This is a genomic window from Candidatus Woesearchaeota archaeon (genome assembly GCA_016187565.1).
Classification (GTDB): domain Archaea; phylum Nanobdellota; class Nanobdellia; order Woesearchaeales; family JACPJR01; genus JACPJR01.
Window position 1 is genome coordinate 53,311 of sequence record JACPJR010000035.1, and the last position, 21,529, is coordinate 74,839.

Annotated in this window: 19 protein-coding genes; 5 read left to right on the forward strand and 14 right to left on the reverse strand. The window is 41.9% G+C overall.

Annotated elements, in window-relative coordinates:
• Positions 1 to 66 precede the first annotated feature (66 nt).
• Genes HYW21_09315 through HYW21_09330 form a run of 4 tightly spaced genes read right to left on the reverse strand, consistent with a single transcriptional unit; the run spans position 67 to position 3,823 of the window.
• Positions 67 to 1,668 carry an MMPL family transporter gene (locus tag HYW21_09315; GenBank protein ID MBI2549517.1) on the reverse strand — a complete coding sequence of 534 codons (1,602 nt, stop codon included), beginning with the start codon at positions 1,666 to 1,668 and terminating at the stop codon, positions 67 to 69.
• Complete coding sequence (locus HYW21_09320) at positions 1,665 to 2,657, reverse strand: protein translocase subunit SecF (GenBank protein MBI2549518.1); 993 nt, start codon at positions 2,655 to 2,657, stop codon at positions 1,665 to 1,667. Before HYW21_09320 ends, HYW21_09315 begins: the two co-directional genes overlap by 4 nt.
• Positions 2,658 to 2,712: 55 nt before the next feature.
• On the reverse strand, positions 2,713 to 3,189 hold the full coding sequence (locus HYW21_09325; GenBank protein MBI2549519.1) for a HEPN domain-containing protein: 477 nt from the start codon (positions 3,187 to 3,189) through the stop codon (positions 2,713 to 2,715).
• Positions 3,182 to 3,823, reverse strand: coding sequence for a nucleotidyltransferase domain-containing protein (locus tag HYW21_09330; GenBank protein ID MBI2549520.1), 642 nt, complete (start codon positions 3,821 to 3,823; stop codon positions 3,182 to 3,184). Before HYW21_09330 ends, HYW21_09325 begins: the two co-directional genes overlap by 8 nt.
• Before the next feature lie 95 nt (positions 3,824 to 3,918).
• Here HYW21_09330 and HYW21_09335 point away from each other — a divergent pair, with 95 nt between their 5' ends.
• Together HYW21_09335 and HYW21_09340 are read left to right on the forward strand one after the other, a co-directional pair.
• Positions 3,919 to 4,533: a nucleotidyltransferase domain-containing protein gene (locus HYW21_09335; GenBank protein ID MBI2549521.1), complete on the forward strand. Its 615-nt coding sequence runs from the start codon at positions 3,919 to 3,921 to the stop codon at positions 4,531 to 4,533.
• Positions 4,534 to 4,576: 43 nt separating this feature from the next.
• Positions 4,577 to 4,735, forward strand: a complete 159-nt coding sequence (locus tag HYW21_09340) for a hypothetical protein (protein ID MBI2549522.1) — start codon at positions 4,577 to 4,579, stop codon at positions 4,733 to 4,735.
• Between the two features lie 47 nt (positions 4,736 to 4,782).
• On the opposite strand, the gene HYW21_09345 is transcribed toward HYW21_09340, so the two are convergent.
• Genes HYW21_09345 through HYW21_09360 form a run of 4 tightly spaced genes read right to left on the reverse strand, consistent with a single transcriptional unit; the run spans position 4,783 to position 10,864 of the window.
• Positions 4,783 to 5,973, reverse strand: a complete 1,191-nt coding sequence (locus HYW21_09345; protein MBI2549523.1) for a hypothetical protein — start codon at positions 5,971 to 5,973, stop codon at positions 4,783 to 4,785.
• A 7-nt stretch (positions 5,974 to 5,980) separates the two neighbouring features.
• Positions 5,981 to 9,112, reverse strand: a complete 3,132-nt coding sequence (locus HYW21_09350; protein MBI2549524.1) for a hypothetical protein — start codon at positions 9,110 to 9,112, stop codon at positions 5,981 to 5,983.
• Positions 9,109 to 10,320, reverse strand: coding sequence for an OmpA family protein (locus tag HYW21_09355; GenBank protein ID MBI2549525.1), 1,212 nt, complete (start codon positions 10,318 to 10,320; stop codon positions 9,109 to 9,111). Before HYW21_09355 ends, HYW21_09350 begins: the two co-directional genes overlap by 4 nt.
• Position 10,321: 1 nt before the next feature.
• Positions 10,322 to 10,864: a winged helix-turn-helix transcriptional regulator gene (locus tag HYW21_09360; GenBank protein ID MBI2549526.1), complete on the reverse strand. Its 543-nt coding sequence runs from the start codon at positions 10,862 to 10,864 to the stop codon at positions 10,322 to 10,324.
• 535 nt (positions 10,865 to 11,399) lie between these two features.
• On the opposite strand from HYW21_09360, the gene HYW21_09365 reads away from it, so the two are divergent.
• From HYW21_09365 to HYW21_09375, 3 genes are all read left to right on the forward strand, one after another.
• Positions 11,400 to 11,972, forward strand: a complete 573-nt coding sequence (locus HYW21_09365) for a hypothetical protein (GenBank protein ID MBI2549527.1) — start codon at positions 11,400 to 11,402, stop codon at positions 11,970 to 11,972.
• Between the two features lie 65 nt (positions 11,973 to 12,037).
• Positions 12,038 to 13,135, forward strand: a complete 1,098-nt coding sequence (locus tag HYW21_09370; protein ID MBI2549528.1) for an asparaginase — start codon at positions 12,038 to 12,040, stop codon at positions 13,133 to 13,135.
• 15 nt (positions 13,136 to 13,150) lie between these two features.
• A complete protein-coding gene (locus HYW21_09375; GenBank protein MBI2549529.1) occupies positions 13,151 to 13,264 on the forward strand; it encodes an AbrB/MazE/SpoVT family DNA-binding domain-containing protein in 114 nt (37 codons plus the stop codon).
• A gap of 48 nt (positions 13,265 to 13,312) precedes the next feature.
• Here HYW21_09375 and HYW21_09380 read toward each other — a convergent pair whose 3' ends face one another.
• From HYW21_09380 to HYW21_09405, 6 genes are all read right to left on the reverse strand, one after another.
• Positions 13,313 to 15,508 (reverse strand): beta-propeller domain-containing protein, encoded by a 2,196-nt coding sequence (locus tag HYW21_09380; protein MBI2549530.1) that lies wholly within the window; start codon positions 15,506 to 15,508, stop codon positions 13,313 to 13,315.
• Between the two features lie 64 nt (positions 15,509 to 15,572).
• Positions 15,573 to 16,229: a helix-turn-helix transcriptional regulator gene (locus HYW21_09385; GenBank protein MBI2549531.1), complete on the reverse strand. Its 657-nt coding sequence runs from the start codon at positions 16,227 to 16,229 to the stop codon at positions 15,573 to 15,575.
• A gap of 102 nt (positions 16,230 to 16,331) precedes the next feature.
• Complete coding sequence (locus tag HYW21_09390) at positions 16,332 to 18,179, reverse strand: hypothetical protein (GenBank protein ID MBI2549532.1); 1,848 nt, start codon at positions 18,177 to 18,179, stop codon at positions 16,332 to 16,334.
• A gap of 25 nt (positions 18,180 to 18,204) precedes the next feature.
• The gene (locus tag HYW21_09395) at positions 18,205 to 18,741 is read right to left on the reverse strand and encodes a hypothetical protein (GenBank protein ID MBI2549533.1); all 537 of its coding nucleotides are present in this window, start codon (positions 18,739 to 18,741) and stop codon (positions 18,205 to 18,207) included.
• 57 nt (positions 18,742 to 18,798) lie between these two features.
• Positions 18,799 to 20,295, reverse strand: a complete 1,497-nt coding sequence (locus tag HYW21_09400) for a hypothetical protein (GenBank protein ID MBI2549534.1) — start codon at positions 20,293 to 20,295, stop codon at positions 18,799 to 18,801.
• On the reverse strand, positions 20,292 to 21,443 hold the full coding sequence (locus HYW21_09405; GenBank protein ID MBI2549535.1) for an ATP-binding protein: 1,152 nt from the start codon (positions 21,441 to 21,443) through the stop codon (positions 20,292 to 20,294). The genes HYW21_09400 and HYW21_09405 overlap by 4 nt, the downstream gene beginning before the upstream one ends.
• Between the last annotated feature and the right edge of the window lie 86 nt (positions 21,444 to 21,529).

Below are 21,529 nucleotides of genomic sequence, written 5' to 3' on the forward strand. Positions count from 1 at the left end.
GAAATAGTTTATATGCTTTGCGCTTTTGAGAGCTTTCACAAGCATTTGCATAAAAGGAGTTTGTTTTCAAGCGTCAGATTCATCTTTAAAGATGTTTTCCATCAAGGCTGCATAGGCAGGTCGTGTGATAAAAACTCCAAACGTAACGCCAAAGATAGTGGTAATGGCAAATCCTCGAAGAAGACCGGCACCAGCAAACCACAGTGGGAGCATGGAAACAACCGCTGTCAGATAAGCGCCCATAATGATGAAGAACGCCCGCTTAATCCGTTCTCTGAATGTCCCACTCGTACTTCGGTCTCCGCGCAAGAGTTCATCAGTTATAACTATTTGATCATCAACGCCAGTACCAATAGCAACAATAATTCCTGCAATAGCAGCAATATCAATATTCCAACCAATAAATGCCGCAAGCCCTAGCAGGAGAATAAGCTCAGAGAGCATGGTGATGATAATCGGGACAGAAATAATCAGTTTTCCATAACGAAAGACAATAACCGCAGTTACGCCAAGTATAGCAACAAATCCCATAATAAATGCGCTCTTGACAAATTCCTTTCCGAGAGACGGAGAAATGGTATCGGTCTGGACAACCTCTACTTTTGCTGGAAGTGAACCAGTAACGAGGATGGTCTGCAGGCGTTTCATGTTTTGGAGCGCATCAAAAATAGCATCTTGTTGGGTAGCTCCAATGCCACTCCCAGAGATTTGGATGTCTGTTACCGCTCTTCCTTGTAAATCTTCCCCAATAAGGAGCGAGTCTACCTCTTCATCATCAAGATAGAGATAAATTCGTTCGCTCAAATACTGCTCATTGTTTTCGGTAACTATTTCAAGATCTTTGGTGAGTTCAGCCTGACGCTCAGCAGCCTCTTGACGTAAGGTAATACTAAAACGGAAACGGCAGGTCCATCCATTGCCAATAGGGCCGCATCCTCCACTCGGGTCAATACCAGAACAATCTGCACTTCTGCAGACATAGGTAATGTCTTGTCCTCCGCGGAAGACCGTTTCATTCGTTATTTTTGCTTCAAATTTTCCCTGATTTCCCAGCAGTTGGCGGACTTCCTCTTCATTAACACCGGCAATTTCAACTCTGACATACTGACCACCAGACAGATCTCCTGCTTTACTAACAACCACATCACTCAAACCATAGACATTTAAGCGCTCCTTCATATTATCGATGAGGAGATCCATATCCTCATCTGACAGAGCCCGATCTGGCTGTAACAGGACTCGAGTACCACCCTCCAAATCAAGGCCTTTGCGAATATTTGTTTTTGGAGCAGGATATACCTTAATACCAATATCCTCAGTACCGAGCATTTCAGTTTTTGTTTTAGCACGAGGAACAAGGCTATAACTCTGCTTATTGGTTTGGATAAGATAAGACATCTGGGGTTGCATCTTCCCGACTTCACGATAGAAATCTGCTTCACTTCGGATAGGTATGTCATTAATAGTTAGGATTCGTTCTCTACTCATCGGCAGATCGGTTGGTTTTGGACTGGTAAAGCCAGCCCATTGTGCTGAACTGTTTCTCGCAACACTTCGAATTGCTACGCCGTCTGCAAAGGGATTTGGCTGAATGGCAACCAATGCAATAATAAGGAACACCGCTAAGATAATAATACGAGGATTGGTGAACAATTTTTTTGCATTCATTTCCTTTCCCTCGTTGCCTGCTTTTCAGCATACCACCGTAAAATACCCGCATTCTGGAGCCAGGTATTGATAATGTCAAAGATAAGACCAATGAACAAGACAATCATAATCTGACGTAAGACCTCTGAAGGGGTTAAGATCATAGCAGCAAGAACAGCAACCATGGTTGTAACGGTCATAGTAAGCCCTGTTTTCATGGCATCTATCGTGCGTTGAAACACGGTTCCTTTGGTTCTCTTTAAGACTCGGGTAGTGAGTAAGATATCAGTATCAACAGAATAACCAATGAGCATCAGGAATGCTGCTATCCCTGCCGAAGAAAGCTTCAGCCCCAGAAGATTAAAGACCGCTAAGGTCATGACGATGTCAGAAAAGGCCGCGAGAATAACCGCAATAGAGGGAACCCATAAACGAAAATACAACGTAACAACAATGGCCATGAATAAGAATGCAAGGCCCAGGGCAATAAGAATTTCCTTAAAAAAGCTCTGTCCTAAACTGCTTCCCATGACCGCCACATTATAGTAGTCTGGAGAGCTAATGCCTGTTTTTTCCTGAATTTTAGCTAATAGCTCATCAAATCCCTCTTTGGTTTGGATGTCTGCATCAACGATAAATCCAGAAGCAGCTCCTGCGGTTGAAAGAGAACGGACCTCAATGTCATTGCCGGGAAACTGTTCGAGCAGATATTCCCGTAATTCTGGCGCATCTATCGGAGCACCAGATACCGTAACCGTAATGCCGCCCTTTAAGGAGACTCCCCGATTGACAAAATCTCCGGTAAACGCAAACTTCAAGGCAATGCTGAAAAGAGCCAATGCCAAAAGAATTAACGGAAGAATAGTCAGGATTTTATAGTGACGATAATAGACTCCTTTAAGCCCGGTATAATGCTCAGTCTCTTCAGGCTGTGCTTCCTGCTGTACCCCTGGCTGTTCTGTTTCCTGTTGGAGTCGCCAGAGTTTTTTTCGTCTACTCCTTTTCGACATAACACGAGGAACCCCTGTTTATTAATAAATCTTACGCTAAAATTAGGGGGAGTTCTTACCGTAGAATTTTGTTAATGTTTTTGAAAAAGAAAGAAGCGTTGGTTAGTGATTCTTGAGCTGGTTTTTTGTTTGCTTGGGGAAGTTTCTGGTACGTAAATTCTCCTCGCTTTCGTTTTTCCAGGGAGAAGATTCCCAAAAGAGCATCGGCGCGGACAATCATCTTCTTATAGACGGTGAGCAGTTCAATATCTAATTTTCCTGTGTTTACCAAATGCTGTTCAAATGCGTCGAGTGTTTTCTTATGGACTTCTGGCGCTTCGGTTTTAACTCCATTTTTGATTAAAATTGCCTTTGCCGAATAGAAGATAGAATAATAGGAATGACCAATAACTGTACTGTAAAAGGTGAAGCCTTTCTCTAGTTTAAACTGTTCTTTCTGAAGTTTTGGGTTACTGGAAACCTCAAACAGCACTTGTGCCGCTATCAATTCGTTCTCTGCTCTTTGAAGATAAAGTTCTGCTTCATCACTCATTTTTTCTTCCCCGTATCAGGTTACAATACTCAATAAATCCATAATAAATAAGGTTGTTTTTATAAATCTGTTTACCAACGTTTTCATAATCAACGGTGAGCATCTCTAAAAACTCGTTTCTCGTAAAGATATGATAATCTATTGGTTTTATTTCTCTTCGTTTGACTGTTTCCAAAAGTGGAGCTATTTCTTTTTTGTTTTGTTCAGATTCAACAATAACTGCTATATCTAAATCTGATTTTTCAGTCGCTTTGTTTTTTGCATAACTACCAAATATGATTAAAATAAAGAAATTAGTCTGTTTCGAAATTCTCTTTTGAATTTCTCTTATTATTTCTTTTTGGAATTTTCTTTTTTTTGTTTCTAAGTCATTAATTAAATTAAGGTAGGATAAGGTTACATTATTATCAAGATTCAAAGAATAGGTTGTTACATCACCGGTTAGGTTAGTCTTTACTAAATTCTGTTTCTTGAACTCTTGTAACGCAATCTGAACAATATTATTTGATTTTTGGTTGCTTTGTTCTTTTATCTGCTTAAATGTCAAACTGGTAAAAATGTCTTTGTTAAAGACACCTAAAATCGTCTGTTGTTGTTTGGTGAGCATTCTACCTAATCTTCGGTAATGTTTCACCTAAAAATAGGTAGCCACTATATAAAACTTGCTATTTTTAAAGTTGATTAGCGAAAACATAACATTTTTATACTATTGGTAATTATTCATACCATATGGTCGATAAAGCAACCGATATTAAACTAAGGATTTTGAATCTTTACTGCTCAGATTACTTGGTCCAACATCATATCCGAGAGATGGCTACATTAATTAAAAAAAGCCATGTTACGCTTCTTTCTCACCTGAGTGCGTTGGAGAAAGACAAAGTTCTGAATGCTAAGACCATAGGCAAAAACAAAGTTTATACCTTAAATCTTGAGAATACCCTCACCAAACATTATCTGATAATGAGCGAAGTTTTTGAATCAATACGTTATCAAGAACAACTATTTCTGATTAAGAGAATAACCACGGAAATTGCTAACCATAATATTCCTGGCTCAGTCATCTTGTTTGGTTCTTATGCTAAAAAAACGTTCACCGGAGATAGTGATATAGATCTCTTTTATTTGGGCGATAGTAACGAGAAAGATATCAGCAAAATAAAAACCATTGGGAAGATGTACGGAAAAACTATCGCTATTAAGACCGCAACAGTACAAAACTTTGCGAAGGGATTGAGAAAAAAGGATGCTTTAATTATGGAAATCCTAAAATACCACATCATTTTACTCAATCACGATAGTTTTATCAATGCATTATGGAGCTACTACGGTGAGATTTCATGAAGAAAAAGTTTCTAAAGACACAACATTTCTAAGGTGATTTTTCATGTCAGATGGTAAAGATCCAAAAAAACATGTTTTTTGGTGCTGGAAGCAAAACCGAGGTATAAAGCTTGAAGATCCAAATGATAATCTATGCAAAGCTTACATCGAGAAAGCAAAAAGTGCATTGAGAATATTTCGGAAAGTCACACCAAGAAGATAAGAAAAAAACTTATGAATCTCTTTCCCTAAAAACATTCGCTTCACACTTCAACACAAACATTGCTGGCCATGCCCATGCTGGTATTGCTGGCCAAATGCCTGGATTTTCTCAACAACAAGCTGGCGTGGGTTTCCGTCGATAGCTCCAGTAAATGCCGCTTCCCATTCGTTTGATTTCTGTGACCAGTTATCATGCAACCATTGATGAACCTGGAGCACACTATGGTTATAGACCTTGACCAGGAAACGCAATGTTTCTGGCTCATTCCAGTGTTCGTGACAGGCACGGTGTAAGGTATACAAATGATCCCTAACATAGGCTTGTAGTCCGGGTAAGCCTCCTTTTTGATGATGGGCAAAGGCATTGTTGAGTTTTACGGCATTAAGTCCGTATTGATAAGCAATCTTCTGTCGTTCCACAGTCTGTTCATGGATGATGTGTTGATAATCCTTGCCTTGGAGAACATGCCCCAGAACTGGACCAACTTTTGTTACCCAAAGATCGTGTGTTCCGGTTGCCTCGGTCCTAATATGTCCCTGATGATAGCCAGTTATCTTCACCTTGCCTTTGAACCATTCTCGGCCTTTATCCCTGCCAATGAGGAATTTCCCCGGTAAAATGCGTTCGAGCTCTGCTTGATTGACGTTGGTTAATCGTACCAAGAAGTAGAGCTGTTCAAGGGTTATGTCAGGAAGGCTGATGTAAAGGTCTGCCCGTTGTTTGTTGCCTGCAAGCTGATCGAGCTTTTTGATGAGTTCCATCTGCACCTGCGTTGTTTGTTCATTTTCCTCAAGCAAACGAATGATCTGCTCACTGGTTTCTGCATAATTTCCTTGATGCATGCCACGATCACAGAGCTGGAGAGCGCTCTTAATCGCTGTTGTACTCGGAATATGGAACTGAGGAAGGAGCTGCTCAGGGTAATAGGTGTACAAGGCAGCGCCACTTCCTTGCCTGCTCCATGTTGCATGCGTTCGACACCGTTCTTCAATAAGCTGCATGATTTCCAAAAGATGGTTGAGGAGAATCTTGGTAACTCTGAGTCGTCTTTCCTGCACCGGTGTAAGCCTTCCTTCTTCTGCTTGAGGTTGTCCCTGCTCTGCTGCATCGAGTTGTGCAAGGGTTTGCTTTGCTGCCTCTACTTGATGGACGATCCGCTCTAAGTCTCGGCGAAATGCCTCTTCACTCTCACGCTGCTGTGTTTCTAGTACTTGTTCCGGATCTTTGATTGCTACCATGGTGTGTTTATTCTCTTGGTGGAACAAAAGGATGGATTCTGGGTGGATCAACAATAGGACCAGATGCAGGAATATTCACTGCTGCCAACTCATCAATGCCTGCTTGAAGGGTTTGTAGTACCCTACCAATTTGTATAGTTGCTTCATCAGAAGGAACTCCAGTAAAGAGCGTTTCATAACTACTAGTAAGCTTTCTCCCCAATCGAGGGAGATCAGTCCCACTAATGTCAGATCGTATCTGCACAAGTTGCTGTATACTCGTCCGGAGGTCTACGGAAGAATCAAAACGGACCCAATTACTGAATTTGTTACTGTACCGAGATATCGCCTGAAGAATAGAGTCTCGCAAGAACTCCCTAAACGCCATGAATCTATTATCATTTTCCAAGCTATACCGTATGCCTTCCACCCCTCTGCTTATGTCATCAGTTATACGTACACAGTCCCTCTGTGCTTTTCTGCACGCTTGTAACTGTGCATCATCAGCTCCTGAAGCTGATCTCGGTGGAAGACTGGAAGGTGGAGGAGCACGATCACCGCTCGGTGGAACAACACTAGGGATCACTGTTGGAGTAATTGGCTCAGCATATGGAATATCCACTGCTGCTAACTCATTAATGCCTGTTTGAAGGATGTCTATGACTTCGTTTGCTCTCGCAACCGCTTCATCAGCAGGAATTCCAGCAAAGAGTTCTCCATACTTTTCTGTAAACGTTGCCCCTTGTTGAGGCAGAACATAACTACACAAATGATATCTTATAGTAGTCAGTGCACTACCGTCTGTGTCGAGGTGATCTAATGACTCAAACGTGATGTTCTTGAGTCTGAGCTCATAACGATCTATGTCTGCAAGAACTACGTTTAAGTATGTCCTTAGATTACCATCTGCCAAGCTACGCCGTATGCTGTCCACCCCTCTCTCTATGTTATTAGTGATGCGTAGACAGTTCCGAAGTGCACTTCTGTACGGTCGTAACTCTGCATCACCATCAGTTCCTGAACGTGGAGGAGTATCCCAATCAGCACTTCCTGAATGACTTCCACCAGCATCTTCTGGAGGATGTCCACCAAGTTCTCGCAAGATTGCTTCCAATTGTGGGATTGCACGTCGAAGTTCTGAGTGTATTGTCTGTAAAGAGGATATTCTTTCACGAGTGAGGCGATATCTATCAGGGTAAGGGATCATATCCGTAAGCTGTACGGCGTACTGACCCAGAGTTGGAAGAGCACCACCCTCCCCTGAAAGGAGGTCAATGATTCTTGGAATGACTCGCTCTTCAAATGCCTTGCTTGCCCAATGCGCCCCATAAATAAAGCGCATAATCTGATAGTGAAGATTGAACGTTTCGTTAAAGAAAGCGTCTTGGTTCAATCCAGTCGCTATAAATTCATTAACAAAACCATCAGAACCATCAAAAACATAACCAATTGACAATACCCGGATAACATCATCATGAATTTCAGGAGTAGCGTTTGATCGTATCCGTTCTTCAACCACGCGATTCAACGAGGTAAGGATATGAGTAATACGATGAATCGAATTTGTCACGTGAGCTTGTCTTGCACGTTCATTTCTCGCAGCAACAGGTTCTAGTGTTGTTCTACGGAATCCTCTACGCCATGTTCTTTTACCTCGCTGATCACTTTCATCATTATCAACCAAAAGAGGTGGTGGGATGTCTAGTCCTCTCAGTTCTTCAATAGCATGTTTAATGACATTGATTATCTGCGTACAGGCACCTTTTTCAGAGTCAGCTAATCCTTCGTTTACCTCAGGAAATCCGTCTAAGTAAGATTGCAAGCCGAAAATAGAATCGTCTCTCAAATCCGAGAGTTGATTAAAGAAGTGTACTGGATGTTTCTCGCTCTTAAGTGCATCACATTGTTTGATAGTCTTCTTGATCCACGCAATAAGCCACTTTAGTCGCTCTGCAAAAGGTGTTTCAGTAGCTGAACGGAATCTTTTTCTCGGTTTGTATAAATCCTCTGCATTGTCGCGCACATTAGCAAGAATTTCTCTTATGTTCAGACGTATCTCATGATACCTTGTTACCAATTCCTCCGGATTGAATCCTCCAGCAGCACCCCCACCTCCTCTCGGTAGTCCTCTGGCCCCCCCACCAAGCGCATCTTCTACGGTTCCCGTTGCTGCATGAACAGCACCTTCTACATCTTCTGCTCCTGCTCGTCTTATTCTGGATTCTCGAGCACTTGATATTCCTCTCTGTATTCGGAGGGCAACAAACAATAGTAGAGCAGCGATAATAAGCGAATATGCAGACCGACCAACCAGCGTATTTGGGTTCACAATGTCACCAGCTACGCTAAGAGCTTTACTTCCGAAATCAACAGTTTTGTCTCCTACACCACATGATTCGACGGTAAAGGATACTACCATTGAATCACTGAGCTGATTTTGGTTATAGAATACTTCCACAACGAGACTATAGTCTCCCTCATCAGCATCGTCATCAACGGTGATGGGATAAACCACCACTATTCCGGTACCTCTCTCCAATGAATAGGCAGAAGTTGGTTCCCAATTAACAATACCATCAGTGCTCCTTATGTCAACAACAATCCCTTCTTCATCATAACCACCAACATTATCTATGTTGAAAGATAACTCTGCGTTACGTTCACATTTCAGGTTATCAGGGATAAGCTCAGGATTTGTAATGGTGATCTTATGTTCTTCTGTACCTCCTCCTGGTGGTGTGGTTCCTGGTGGTGTGGTTCCTGGTGGTGTGGTTCCTGGTGGTGTGGTTCCTGGTGGTGTGGTTCCTGGTGGTGTGGTTCCTGGTGGTGTGGTTCCTGGTGGTGTGGTTCTTGGAGGTGGTGCTACTCCGGTAATATTCCCGATCTTTTGGTTTAAATCCTGAATCTCCTGTTGGTATTTCGACGTGCCACTAAGGGAATCACTCGCCAAATAATAGTCGACCGCTTTTTTGTAGAGGGTGGTGTCAGGCAGTGTACTAGGAGTAACATCATCTGCAATCTTTTTGAGTTGATCTGCAGTGGTTTTTGCTGATGCTGAACGCTTTGCTCGGATTTCTTCAGGTGTAGGGACTGCAGCAACCAGACTGAGAACTAGTAACATGATGACTATACTCGTTCCGAACATCAGCCACTTATTCATTTCCTGCATCCCTCACGATCATATTCTTGTGAAAGAGCATCAGCGTCTTCATAGAGCTTGTCAGCTTCATCAGCGTATTCCATTTTTTTGGTAGGATCTGTTGCTTTATCTCTGTTATTTTCAGCGTTTTCGGCTGCTTTGATTTTTTCATCAATCTGCTTCTCCAAAGCTTTGCAGTTTGGTTTCTGAGAAGGATCAGTTGTTGTGCTTTGTTTACAGGTACATTGGATGACATATCTTCGGTTTGGTTTCAGAGTTTCCTCAGGGGCAGTATCAGGATCTGCTCGATCATCGGCACTAGGAGAACTAAATGCCCAGGTAGACCCTTCTCCAGAGGCACTGATTGACCCATATCCTGGACCCCATTCTTCGAGAATGGCTTGCTTAACCGCCTCTGCACGATCAGATGAAAGTTGTGTATTATACGACTCATCACCCTCCATGCTTGCATAGCCATAAATACGGATGGTTCCTGACTGACAATTGATACCATCTGCACTCACCTGTGTTGCAGGATTTTCCTCACCCTCAATGATATCACCAAGAGAGGCTTTGTTTACTGCGAAAATACCTTCGATTTTACAATCCCCTCTACCTTTCCCTCCAGTTCCTGGAAGATGAACATCAGGTAATCCTGGACGTGGAAGATCAACACGGCCAAAGGACGTGTCAAAGAGACCACCAAATCCTCCACCAGTGCCATCAGACAAGAGATAGCCTGCTAACAAAAACATCAAAAAGGTTAATAGCAAGGCCAACAAGAAGGCTCTCCATTTGCTCATGCCTGCCTTAACCAAGACATTCCAGATGAGCCAGACAATAATCATAAACAAGAATGCCTTAGCAAAGGGAAAGAGTAATGCTACGGAAACATTAGTGTACAGCACAAGGGGAATAGCCATGGCTAATCCCAAAGAAACAGCAACACCAACAACAGCACCGTGCGGAGTTTTATCACCTGCCCATTTATGCAGCCCCATGTAACAGGCTGCGGTAAACATAATAAAGAAAATAGCAAAATCAATGATCTTAGCATAGCTCTGGTATTGATTGTTGCTAAAGAAACTATTCAAATCATAAAGTATATTTTCAAGAGAATTGGCAAGGCCAGCAGACACGTCTACAGCAAGAAGGCTCATAAACACAAGGACTGCTCCTACCATGAAAACCGTTTTCAGGGTTATCATCCCGCTCTTTTCCAGCTGCATCTTAAAAATACCCCTTGATTTTCTTCACTTCCTGAATAATTATCTCTTCACCATGAAGGATTGCTGCATCCCGCAATAAGGTAAGTGTTTCTTTATCCCGTTTGAGAAGGTTTTGATAAAATTCTTCAACAGTTGAACAGACAAGATTTTCCGGTGCAAATTCTCCAAACACAGGGCTAGGGATTGGAGGATCAAGAAATAATGCTACCCTTTTCTGATCCGTAACAAGCAATGCAGCACAATGAGGAAATTCCAACATCTTTTGGTACTTTTTCTCATCAAGCTCATGCTGCGCAAGAATAAAGGCCAGTAAGTTTCGTACAACCTTTGAGCCAAGATTTAACGTGTAAAAGATTCCCGTACCAATCTTTTCCGGTACAACAACATGGTCTGCCTCAAGCTGCTTCAGTATCTTATGAGCCCCACCCGGACTCATCTGCAAGAGCTTGGCAACATGCCTCATCGTGTAATGCTCATAGGGATTCCTAAACAAAAGGTCAAGAACACGTGCATCGTTCGGCGAAATCGATATAAATCTGTTCACTTTTTTTATACAAAAGACTTTTTTATTTATACAACTGACTTCTTATTTTACCTATTAGATTGAATTATTACTACTGAAGCTTCTTTTTAGTATACTAAACTACACTTTTTGTTTATTAGTGCCCATTTTACTATATGAAATACTATTTTTGGTGAACTTTAGAAAGAAACTAATATATAAAGCTTCCGATTAAGATAACAGCTGATCAAAATTAAAATACATATGATATTATTAAGTAGTCATTAATATTAAATTATAGGATATATGTCTTATATTTTAAATCAAAGGTTTACTTTTTGTATCGATAATTACAGTAGCATGTAATTGAATAGAAAGCCTTAAATTAATGTTTCTTACATGTAAGCAAGACGAATGATTTATAAAATGTAGTTACAGGGTAAGGAGGTAAAAAGAGTTAGCGTGAAAGGCATGCGCGTTCATAAGGAGATGTTCTGTGCCGCTAAAATCAAATATATCACTTAAGAGTGGTTAAACTAGAAAGATTTAAATAGTATTTCTGTTACTATTAATGTCTATGGCTCATAGAGATCGTTCAAGTCTTCAAGAAATACTTTCACTATGCCCCTATCGAGGTAGTTTTAAGCCTCCGCAATCACTTGCTCGGGAAGATCCTTTTTTCTCAGGAAAGGATTTTTATAAGTTTGATGCAACAGTTCCGTTTAGTATTGGCACCAGAGCTGATGATTTGTGGGAAGAGGAATGGATAAAGAACAGCAAAGAAAATGTTATTCTGGTAGAAGGGAACAATTATGATACACGACCGTTTGCTGCTCGTTTGGTGAGACATGTTAACCCTACCTATGGCATTGAAAAAGTACTCTCCATTGCTGCAGTTCCTGGGGCCTATGCGCAGAATCCAGATTTTTCAGTCGACAGCCGAAAAGGGGTTGGCACTGCTCATTTTGCTCTGGATTTTTTGGTACTAACAGAAGATTTTGCAGCGGTGATGGATACGCTCCGAGAAGATCCCATGACATTGGTTAGTCCACTTCGGGCCATGCAAGTCACCGCACAGAGAAAAAATGTCGATCTTTACAAACACTTCTTCCTCAATGGAGAAACATCGTACAGTATTCGTGTGAAGTGAGTCATATTCGTGAATCCTTACCCAAAATGGATATATTTATATAATTTTAACTTTTCAACGAAATTATGTCCTCATACACCAAAAAAAGGATATTAGTGATATTAACCGGAGGAACAATTGCCGGGAATGTTGCTAAGAGTAAGGTCTCACAAAACCAAAAATCTGACCCAAACAGTTTTATTTCTATACTCGATAATTCAGTTGCTATTGTTAAACAAAATTGGAACATTGAAATTCATCCTACGGTTGAGGAACTTTTTGATACTGATAGCTCAAATCTGCAGCCTGAAAATTGGACGTTTCTTATAGAAGAGATACAGAAAAAATATGATGCTTATGATTCCTTTATCATACTCCATGGCACCAACACTATGGGATATACCGCGTCTGCATTATCCTTTGCTTTAGAGAACATTAACAAACCGGTTATCCTTACCGGAGCACAGGTTCCTTTAGGGTATCTGGGCACGGATGCAGTAACTAACCTTGTTAATTCTTTGCGGTTAGCCGTATGGGGTTATCATGAGGTTAAGGGGGTCATGGTACTCTTTGGAAGTAGAATCATTACTGGAACACGAGTTAAAAAGGGAACTGATTTCGATTATGATCCCTTCAAGTCTTTTCAGACAGGTGCTCTAGGACAGATTGGGCGTTTTATGAAAATCGATGAGGCTGCATTAAAAAAACATGTTGCTTATCTGTCAAAATCAAAACCATTAGCCATTCAATCAAGGGTACTAAGCGTTAGGAAGGATTTTGATACCAAAAGCATTGTATCGCTTACCGAATTCCCTGGTATGTCTGTAGATATTTTTCAATCATTAGCTGAAAATAATGGGGTCAAGGCCTTTATTTTGAGGGCTTTTGGTGCAGGAGATCCAAGTTCTCATTTATTTCCTGTGTTTAAATATTTAAAGAAAAAGAAAATTCCTATTATTGTAACTACCCAAGCACCAGGAGGAGTCTCGAATTTCCAAGTCAATGAAAACGGGCAGTATTTGAAAGAAAATGATCTTGCTATCCCTGCGTTTGATATGAGTATTGAAGCAATGACAACAAAACTGGCATGGTTGCTTGCTCAAAAAATGAATTACGAACAAATCAAGCTGAAAATGGTAGAAGATTTACATGGTGAAATCACGATTGCAACTGAATTAATATAGATTCATTTTCTTGGTATGAGTTTAGGGTTGAGAATACCTAAAGAATTAGTGGAGAAATATAACCTAAAGAATGAAGAAGAGGTTACGATAATTCCGGAAGAGAAGAGTATACGTATTGTCCCAAGGTAAAGTTATAAGAGAAGGAATAAATAAAAAACAAAAATAAAACAAAATTGCTTAGTCATACATTACTGGATATTCCTCACGCTCATAAGGAAGTTCAAGAGTTCCTAGGTTACTATAATTGTCTAAGCTGGTCATGACAACCTTACTTGAGGAGATCGTGTAGAGCACATTATCCAGATACAATGATCTCCTGACGGTGTCACTGGAACCGTAATAGTACCAGTACGAAGATTGCTGTGTTCCGTGAGGTACTTTTGCCTTAACTTCTATTCCTTCCTCATCAACATGGAAGACGTATGAACCCTGCCAGAGTTTTTGTCGCCAGCCAAAGCGTGAGTTTTCACTTCGCTCAGTAACCTCGGTAATAGGCAGCACTAAAAGGTTTTTCTCTTTGGAAAAGAGGAATGCCTTGTGGTCGTGCAGTGCCTCAGAGTCTGTTCCTGAATCTCCAATTTCTTCGCTGTCGATCTGCTCTGGATGCGTAACGTCAGAGACATCAAAAAGAGCAACCTTGACTCCTTTGACAGAAACGCCTCCCCATTCATTTCCCTCGGTTTCTTTCCCAATGCCAATCACATGGTTCTCATCATACGGATGGAGGTAATCTGAATACCCAGGGATTTTTAATTCGCCAAGCACTTTTGGCTTTGTCGGACTACTCAAATCAATGACAAACAAGGGATCAATACGTTTGAAGGTTACGAGATACAATCGAGATCCAATAAAGCGGGCTGCATAGATCCGTTCGTCAGGAGCAAGCTCCTCAAGTTCTCCAACAACATCCAAGTTTTCATCCAATACATAGACATTGTTCTCCATGGTTGATCCTCTATTCGTATAGGCATAGGTTGTGGTAGCAACTCTCAGATAACCACCAGATTCATCTAAGGAAAATTGATTCAACAATGAACCTTTGATTTCGCCCTGACCCTTATAGGTTATAATTCCATCATCAATGCCAATCTTATGCACAATGGTTTTTCTTCGTTCCTGCTCTTGGGTAATTTCATACTCAGTAATGGCATCCTCAATCTTGGTCAGGAGCTCTTCCTTTTCCTGTTCAGTCATGTTCTGGTACATTGCATCAAGAACGTTGCTAATCTCGTCCCAGCTAGCGGTACTTGTTTCATTGGTTTCTGGCTCAGCATCGCGAATAGTGGTTATCTGTTGTTGAACATCCTCAGGAAAGAGAGGAACCACAACCTCATAAAATCGCTTTTGCTGTTCTGTTTCAGCATAGGCATAGGGAAGAGTTTTTTCATACGCGAGATAGATATTGTCTTGTGAAACATACAACGTTGAAGAGTAGCCTAAGAGGAAACTCTGTGCATCTAAGCTTTCTTCCTTATCCATAGTAAAGGATGCAATAGTGTGGAGGGTATATTCCTGTTCAGGATTCTCAAAATAATAGACCAATGGTCGTTTCATGGCAGCTGCTCCACGATAGACAACAGGCATAGCTACCATTTCAGGACTGTAGAGATATTCGCGTACAATAAAATAGACTTGGTCTCCAATCATCCGACCATCATAAAAATTTCCTTTGATACTGTAATCCTCAACCAGTTCTGGAGCTGAACGATTGCTGATATCATAAACCAAGGCATGCGTCTTGACAATCCATTGGGGTGAGGGGAAATAATCATATTGAGCAATCCTATAGATCTCTTCATCGTCTTCGGTAAAGAGCACTAACCTGTCCTTGTTAACAAACAGTGCACGAGGCTGGCTGTCGAAAAGCGTGGTTGAAAGCATCTCTGCTTCTTCTGCAGGGTAGAGATCTGCAATCAGTAATCGCTGGCCTGAAACCATGTAAAGGTATTGATCATCATTTTTCACAAAATCTGCCTCATCTACACCCAACACTTGCACATTGGTTTGTGAATAATCAGTTGCACCATTATCACCTGGGGAAGGTGCAGCTTGCTCTGCATCCATAGCCATATCTGCAGTTGCTACTCCTGCCATTTCTTTTACATAACTACCAAAACCTCTGCCAGAAGAATAGGCATAATTTCGTGACGTCGTAAGATATGACCGCAATTCTTCAGTTGTCGTAAAGGTATTTAGCCCACTGAGTGTTGCATTACTTCCATCATCAAATCTGATGACTGATCCGTTTGGAGGAGTGGTAGGGCTCGGATCACGATTAACAACACAGCCTGCTGTTCCAAGCAGCAGAACAGCAAGAAGCACCAAAAACATACTTGAAAAAAATGTACCTTTTGAACCTGATGTGGTTTTCATAGTTTCACCTTTATATATTTCGTTATAATTGTTAAATCTTCAGCTAAAAATCTTATGTTCTCCTTTACTCTTTCGTCTCCCTATTTCGGTACCAACTCCAAAGTACGTACACCAAAAGGGCGACAAGAGCGCCAACAATGAACCAAAACACTGGTGAAGAGCTCAATGTTGAAAAAAAAGACTCCGTAACTGGTTCCCTAATAGCATCATCAACAGCCATCAATGCTTCATCAGAAGCTGGGGCCATTTCAAGATCCATAGATGCTTTTGCCATCTGTTGCACAGCACCATCCATAGCATTTGGTGTGCTTAATGCTGACCTTTGCTGGATTTGCAAAAACAACTGCGCAATGCCTCCAATAGCCAAGGTAATCAGTCCAGCAGGAAGGATGCTTCTGAGTTTACTCTTGAGGCCCTTTGTTTTTTGTGGGGTAATAATAATATACTTATTGGCTAACTGGTAATGCAAGACTTCCTTTCCTTTTTCACTGTAGTGAAATTCTTCTGCCTTGGCGAGATCTGCTTTAAGGAGCAACTGCAGATTGTAATGAACCGTCGAGATAGGGACTTGGAGTGCTGCTGCCAATGCTGATTCAGTAGCATTTTCATGGACGGCAAGATAATCAAGGATTTTTCTACAGGAATCATTGCTAACAACCGTTGCTACTTTCTTGGCCTGTTCATCCTCTAACGAGAGGAGAAGGAAATTTTTGCTTGCCATATCGTAAGGATGGATACGCTTTTATAAATACCTTTGGAAGACTTTGAAAGAGATTGAAATCATTGAAAGGGTAAACAACGTAAAGATGGATAAAACAGGTTACTAGGCTGCATATTTCATCTTGGTATCAGGCGTATGAGGTCGTGAAGTAACAGTTCCACCGGACATAACTCTTCCACTAAGATGAGCCTCTCGAACACGAGAGTGTAATAACCGCTCTGGACCAGCACTTTCTTCCCGAATTCGATGTGCAAGCTCTCCGACAACAGTACGCATCTCACGATTGTAATCATCGATCACTTTCCTGAGTAAGGGTAATAATTCCTGAAGCTCTTGATCCTGTGCCTGCCATTGCGGCTCCATTGCTTCTTCCTGCACGACGAATTTCTGGCGCACACCCTGAAGCCATTCACTTACCTGTTTCATTTTTTCATACGGTAAGGGTGCAGTGGGATGGTCACGAGCTCGTTCAAACTGCGCAAGAAGCCATTGTGTTAATCGAATGCGATCAGGTAATATTGCCGTACCTGTTTTTTCATAGGTAGCATACTCTGCTGCAAGTGGTGTACTCTGCTTATCCAAGTGCTCTAAGCGTTCAGCAATAGTCGCTAGTTGCTCAAAAAAAGGCTCAAGCCGCCGATCATGATAGGTACCCATAAGTTCTTTTTTTCGTTCTTCCCAGTATTCTTTTCTCCGAGTAAAGAGAGAGAGAAGCATATCAGCAATCTTAAAATCTGCACGCTCTAAGTACGCTATACGCTGATCAATAACCCCTTTAAGCTTTTGCTTAAACACCTGTTCTTCTCCAACAAGCTCAGTCTCACGCTGCGTGATTCCAGCATCGAGTTGATCAACTGCCTTAACCACCAATTCTCTTACATAATCATTTCTACGTGCATCATTGAGGTCAGTTAATATTGCCACTCGCTCATGAAAGAATGTCCGCCAGACTGTAGGTTGATCCCCATATTCACGCTCATTACGATTGGCCTGTTCCATAAGAACTGCTAGATCTTGATCACTATACGTTACTTTAACGCGAGCGATGTGCATGCCTACTTCTTTTCTGAATGCTCTAAAACTCCCCCAGTCCTTTTCGACGTCCTCGTCTGCCAATCGACATGCTTCTTCCAGTTTTTTTAGGTAGGTAACCAAGTCAGGAAGCATACGTACCTGTCGCACTTTTCCTGGCCTGCCTAATGATTCCTGTAAGGCATTATCATGATAGACCTCTCGCAAATCTCTGAAGAGTTCTCCAATAAACTTGACAAGTATTGCCAATAGTTGGTGATCTTTGGGAAGCTTCTCCAGCTGTGCTCTCTTCTCTGCAAGATATATTCGTTCTGGTTTTTCAGGCTGTGTCCCCCACAATGCCAGAAGTTTTCGTTCAATCTTGGTGAGATCATTGAGAAGATCACGGAGATGTTTATCATTCGAACCAATGCTTAAACGTTCTTTTTCTTTCCGGATAACCTCGTCGAGATAGCTACGCAGATGCTGAGGATCTGCCAACATGAACGCATTCTCCTCTTCTCTCAACCAGACAATCTCAGCCTGGCCATCCTTGCCAACAACTGTCTGAAGCTTCTCGAGCAGGATAGCTGTTCCTGGATCATGGGCATCTCTTCTATTCGCAATAAGCTTGTCAAGATGCTCAAGCATACCTTGGGCTGCACGATGCTTTACCTTGTCATCGCTTCGCGTACTTCGAAGTTTTGCTCGCGTTGATCGTAAGTCAGCAAGACTTTGCTGAAGCCATTGAATGTGGACATCTGCCATCTCTTCTGCCTTCTGAGAACGTTCAATAATATTTTCCTGAACAAAACGAAAAATCTCAAGATAGGTAGCGAGCAGTTTTTGAACTTCAGCCGTAAGGGCATGGTGATCTTTAGGAGTGTATCTCGGTTGACCAATGCTTCCGATGTAAGGAAACTTCAATATCTCTGCCATAGTTCACCTTGAGATGAGGAATAATTTAAGTGTTGTGGTTTGATTCCTCAGGTATATGTCCCTTCACAGCGCTTTCTCGCTCAACCTCATGAAGGAATTCTAAGAGTCTACTACTTCGCTCCCTTCCTACGAGAGCAATGCCCGTAAGAGACATTAATTGACCTTTAAATAATGGCTCAGAAAAGCTAGGAAGTTCTCTTCTTTGTTGAAGTGCATGTAAGAGAGCTGTTTCATAATCCTCTGTGGTCATTGGCTTTGCAGTTTCATCATAGGCAGGATTTTCTTTGGAGGGTGGTACATGCGCAAAATGATCTCTCGCTTCTTTTGGTGCTAGATAGTATTGCGCAACATACGTACCCATGTTACCGGCTCGAGCTTGATGTAGTCTTCCCCAGACAAGATCCTCTACTACTAAGGAAAAGAAGTCTACAAGCAATTGGAGAAGTTGCTGTGCAGTAATTAAATGTTCATCATACCTTTTCTGAAGCTCTGCACGCAACTCTTGATTCTGGATGAAATGCAATGCCTGCTCTACTCCTTGTTGTTCACTAAGCTGTACCATTTTTTTCACCTTGTTCTTTGTTAGTCATACTATGGACGTTCATTTACGATAATCACCTTAAGGGCCAGTCCCTCCTGCTGTACCTTGTCCTCCACTCCCTCCTGGTGTCGGAACTGGCAAAGGTGGTTGGGCAGGAGGAGGCTGAGGTGGAGGTTGTGCCTGTGGATTAATAACAATAGTTGACCCAATCTGAATAGGCTGCCCCATCGTGTTTGCAAGAGCCTGCAAAGCCGCAATATTACCTTGCATGTTCTGCTGGAGTTGCTGCTGCTGTGCTGCTGCTGCTGCTGCTGCTGCTGAAGGTGGTTGTGGACCTGCCTGACCCCCTCCTCTCATGAGGCGTCTAGGTATTCCGCTTATCCATCCGAGGGTACGGTTAACCCAGCCGGCTCTCTGTTGAGGTCCTCGTGAAGCTAAATACATGACGATAAACCCAGCAATGGCGTTTCCAATAAAGCTTCCACCAAAAAAGATTTTTGTAATACCTGGTGCTGCATCGAGACTTTTAAATGCAGTATTGGCAAGGGTGTTTACAATCCCATAGGCTATAGCGCCTGCAAGCGGAGCATTATCATTGCTCCCTGCCCTAACTGCACGATAGAGGATAAGTATCAAAATGTAGTATCCAAAGGTTATCAAGGTCTCAAAGCGTAAACCACTTTGTGCTGCCAAGATTGCGAGATAGATGGAAATCATCCACCATGCAGTGCTGCCAAGCCCCCCTCGTTGATTGCTTCCAATGAACGAATTAAAGGAAAAGTAGTACAGTAATGAGGCTCCGATAAGTACCCATAAATGGGGTGGCCGTAAGACAGCACAATCAGTACCATCATCATTGGCACAGTATACCGTAACACCATTAACCTCTTTACCATACATCTTCCATGTTTTAGAATCACCCAAGAGATAGGTCTTTCCTGTAGTAAACCAATCCATTTCCCAGATGTACTTACCTGCAGTTGGTGGTGGTGGAGGTGGAGTACCCGTAGTACCCGTACTAGCCAATAATCCCTGGAGGTTTGCTGCAACAACCAGAGCAAGAATAATAATAACAACCGTCGTCAAGTTACGATTGTGATCATCATTTAATGTTCTTGCCTGTGTGCTCCACATTGCTAGTAACCGAATGATAAAGAGACCAGCAGCAGCAAGAACTACTGCATTGACGAGGAAGTGTTTTTCGACATACTTGACTAGTGATGGATGCTTCCAGAAGTACACTCCACCGCCAATTTGATATGCGATGAAGATTGCAAGGCCGACAATAACGATATAAGCAAAAGTATTGTCAGTATCACTGGGTGTAGTGTTCCCTCTAATGAACTTTCCAATAAGGTAACGATAAGCAAGGTAGAGGACAAAGGCTATAATGAACACATTGATGAAGAACTCTGGAGTGAATAGTCCAGCAACTTTTCCCCATCCACCGCTTATCTTTCCTTTCAAGCTGTCATATTTGTTCTTAACAGTATCAGTAAGTGCAGCCTCGACAAGGAGCGTATGGGCTAAAAGGATCGTTAAAAGTATGAGGACCATGAGGTATCGTTTATTCATAGGCCCTCACCTTTTTTTGTCAACGCAGCAATAACTTCGTGATCAGCCACTAAACCTTGCTGCTGGAGGCGTATCCAGTGACGGAGTAATAGAGAAGGAATAGTAAAGGTGTTTTGCTGCTTTGCAACAAGATCCACTTCCATCAATCGTTCTAACAAACTCTTCGTAACAGGAGCACTGCGATAGATCTTTCGTGCAACATCGCTCAAACGCAATGCCTCATGATACGCCAGGACGTGAAGAATAACACGCAACAAACTCTGTCCTCGTGCTCGTGCGAGCGATTCCTGATACACATTACTACACCACTGATGCACGATGCTTTGCTCATCCAACAATTCCTCAAGGATTACTTTTTTAAGATTCTTTTCATGTGCGTGTTGATATCGTGTAACAATTGCTCGAATCAATGCAGGATGTCCATTGGTTATCTGAAGTAACAATGCACGTTCCTGTGACGAAAGTATTTGATGTTGGTGTACGAGCCACTTATCAAGGATTTCATGAGAAACTGGATGCCATGATTCGATAGTAAAACCATACTTCTGGAGCAGACGAGCATACTGAGTTTCCTGATGCGTCGCAGCTACACACGTCACTGTTGGCTGCTTTTGCAGTGCATCATGAAGAATGGCAAGCACATTTCCGATCTTTGGGAAGTTATTTAACTCATCAAGGTAATGGATATTATCAAGGTAAAGCACAAGCTCATTTGGAGTTGCTGCTGAAAGAAAAGAAAACGCTTCTTGTACCAGTAACAGTTGATTGGGTTTAATCTTCTGAAGCTCATTTGCAACAAGCTGAAGTTTCTGCATTGCTGCAGGAGAACATGAAGACTGGAGAAGTTTCTCAAGGTTCAGATAATCGGGAAATTCTTCCCATTTTTTACTTTGTAACCAGAATAAGACATGACCCATAAAGGCAATGGCAAAACCCTCTGGACTCGTGCTGATCTGTGATAGATCAACAAAAACAACCTCCTTTTTCCCGGTTATCCTCTGCATACTCGTTTGGAGTGTCCGGGTTTTGCCTGATTGCTGTGGGCCGAGAAGAACAAGATGCTTTTGTGATCCTTGGGTAAAAGAAGGAAGAGAAAACGAGCTATCAAAAAGGATATCAGGATTCAACGACCTCAACACGCGAAACATCAGATCACTTCTGTATGCTCCTCAAGAGCTTCTTTACCAATTGGTATATATACCAAAAAGAAGGGATATATAAACCTTTCGCAAAA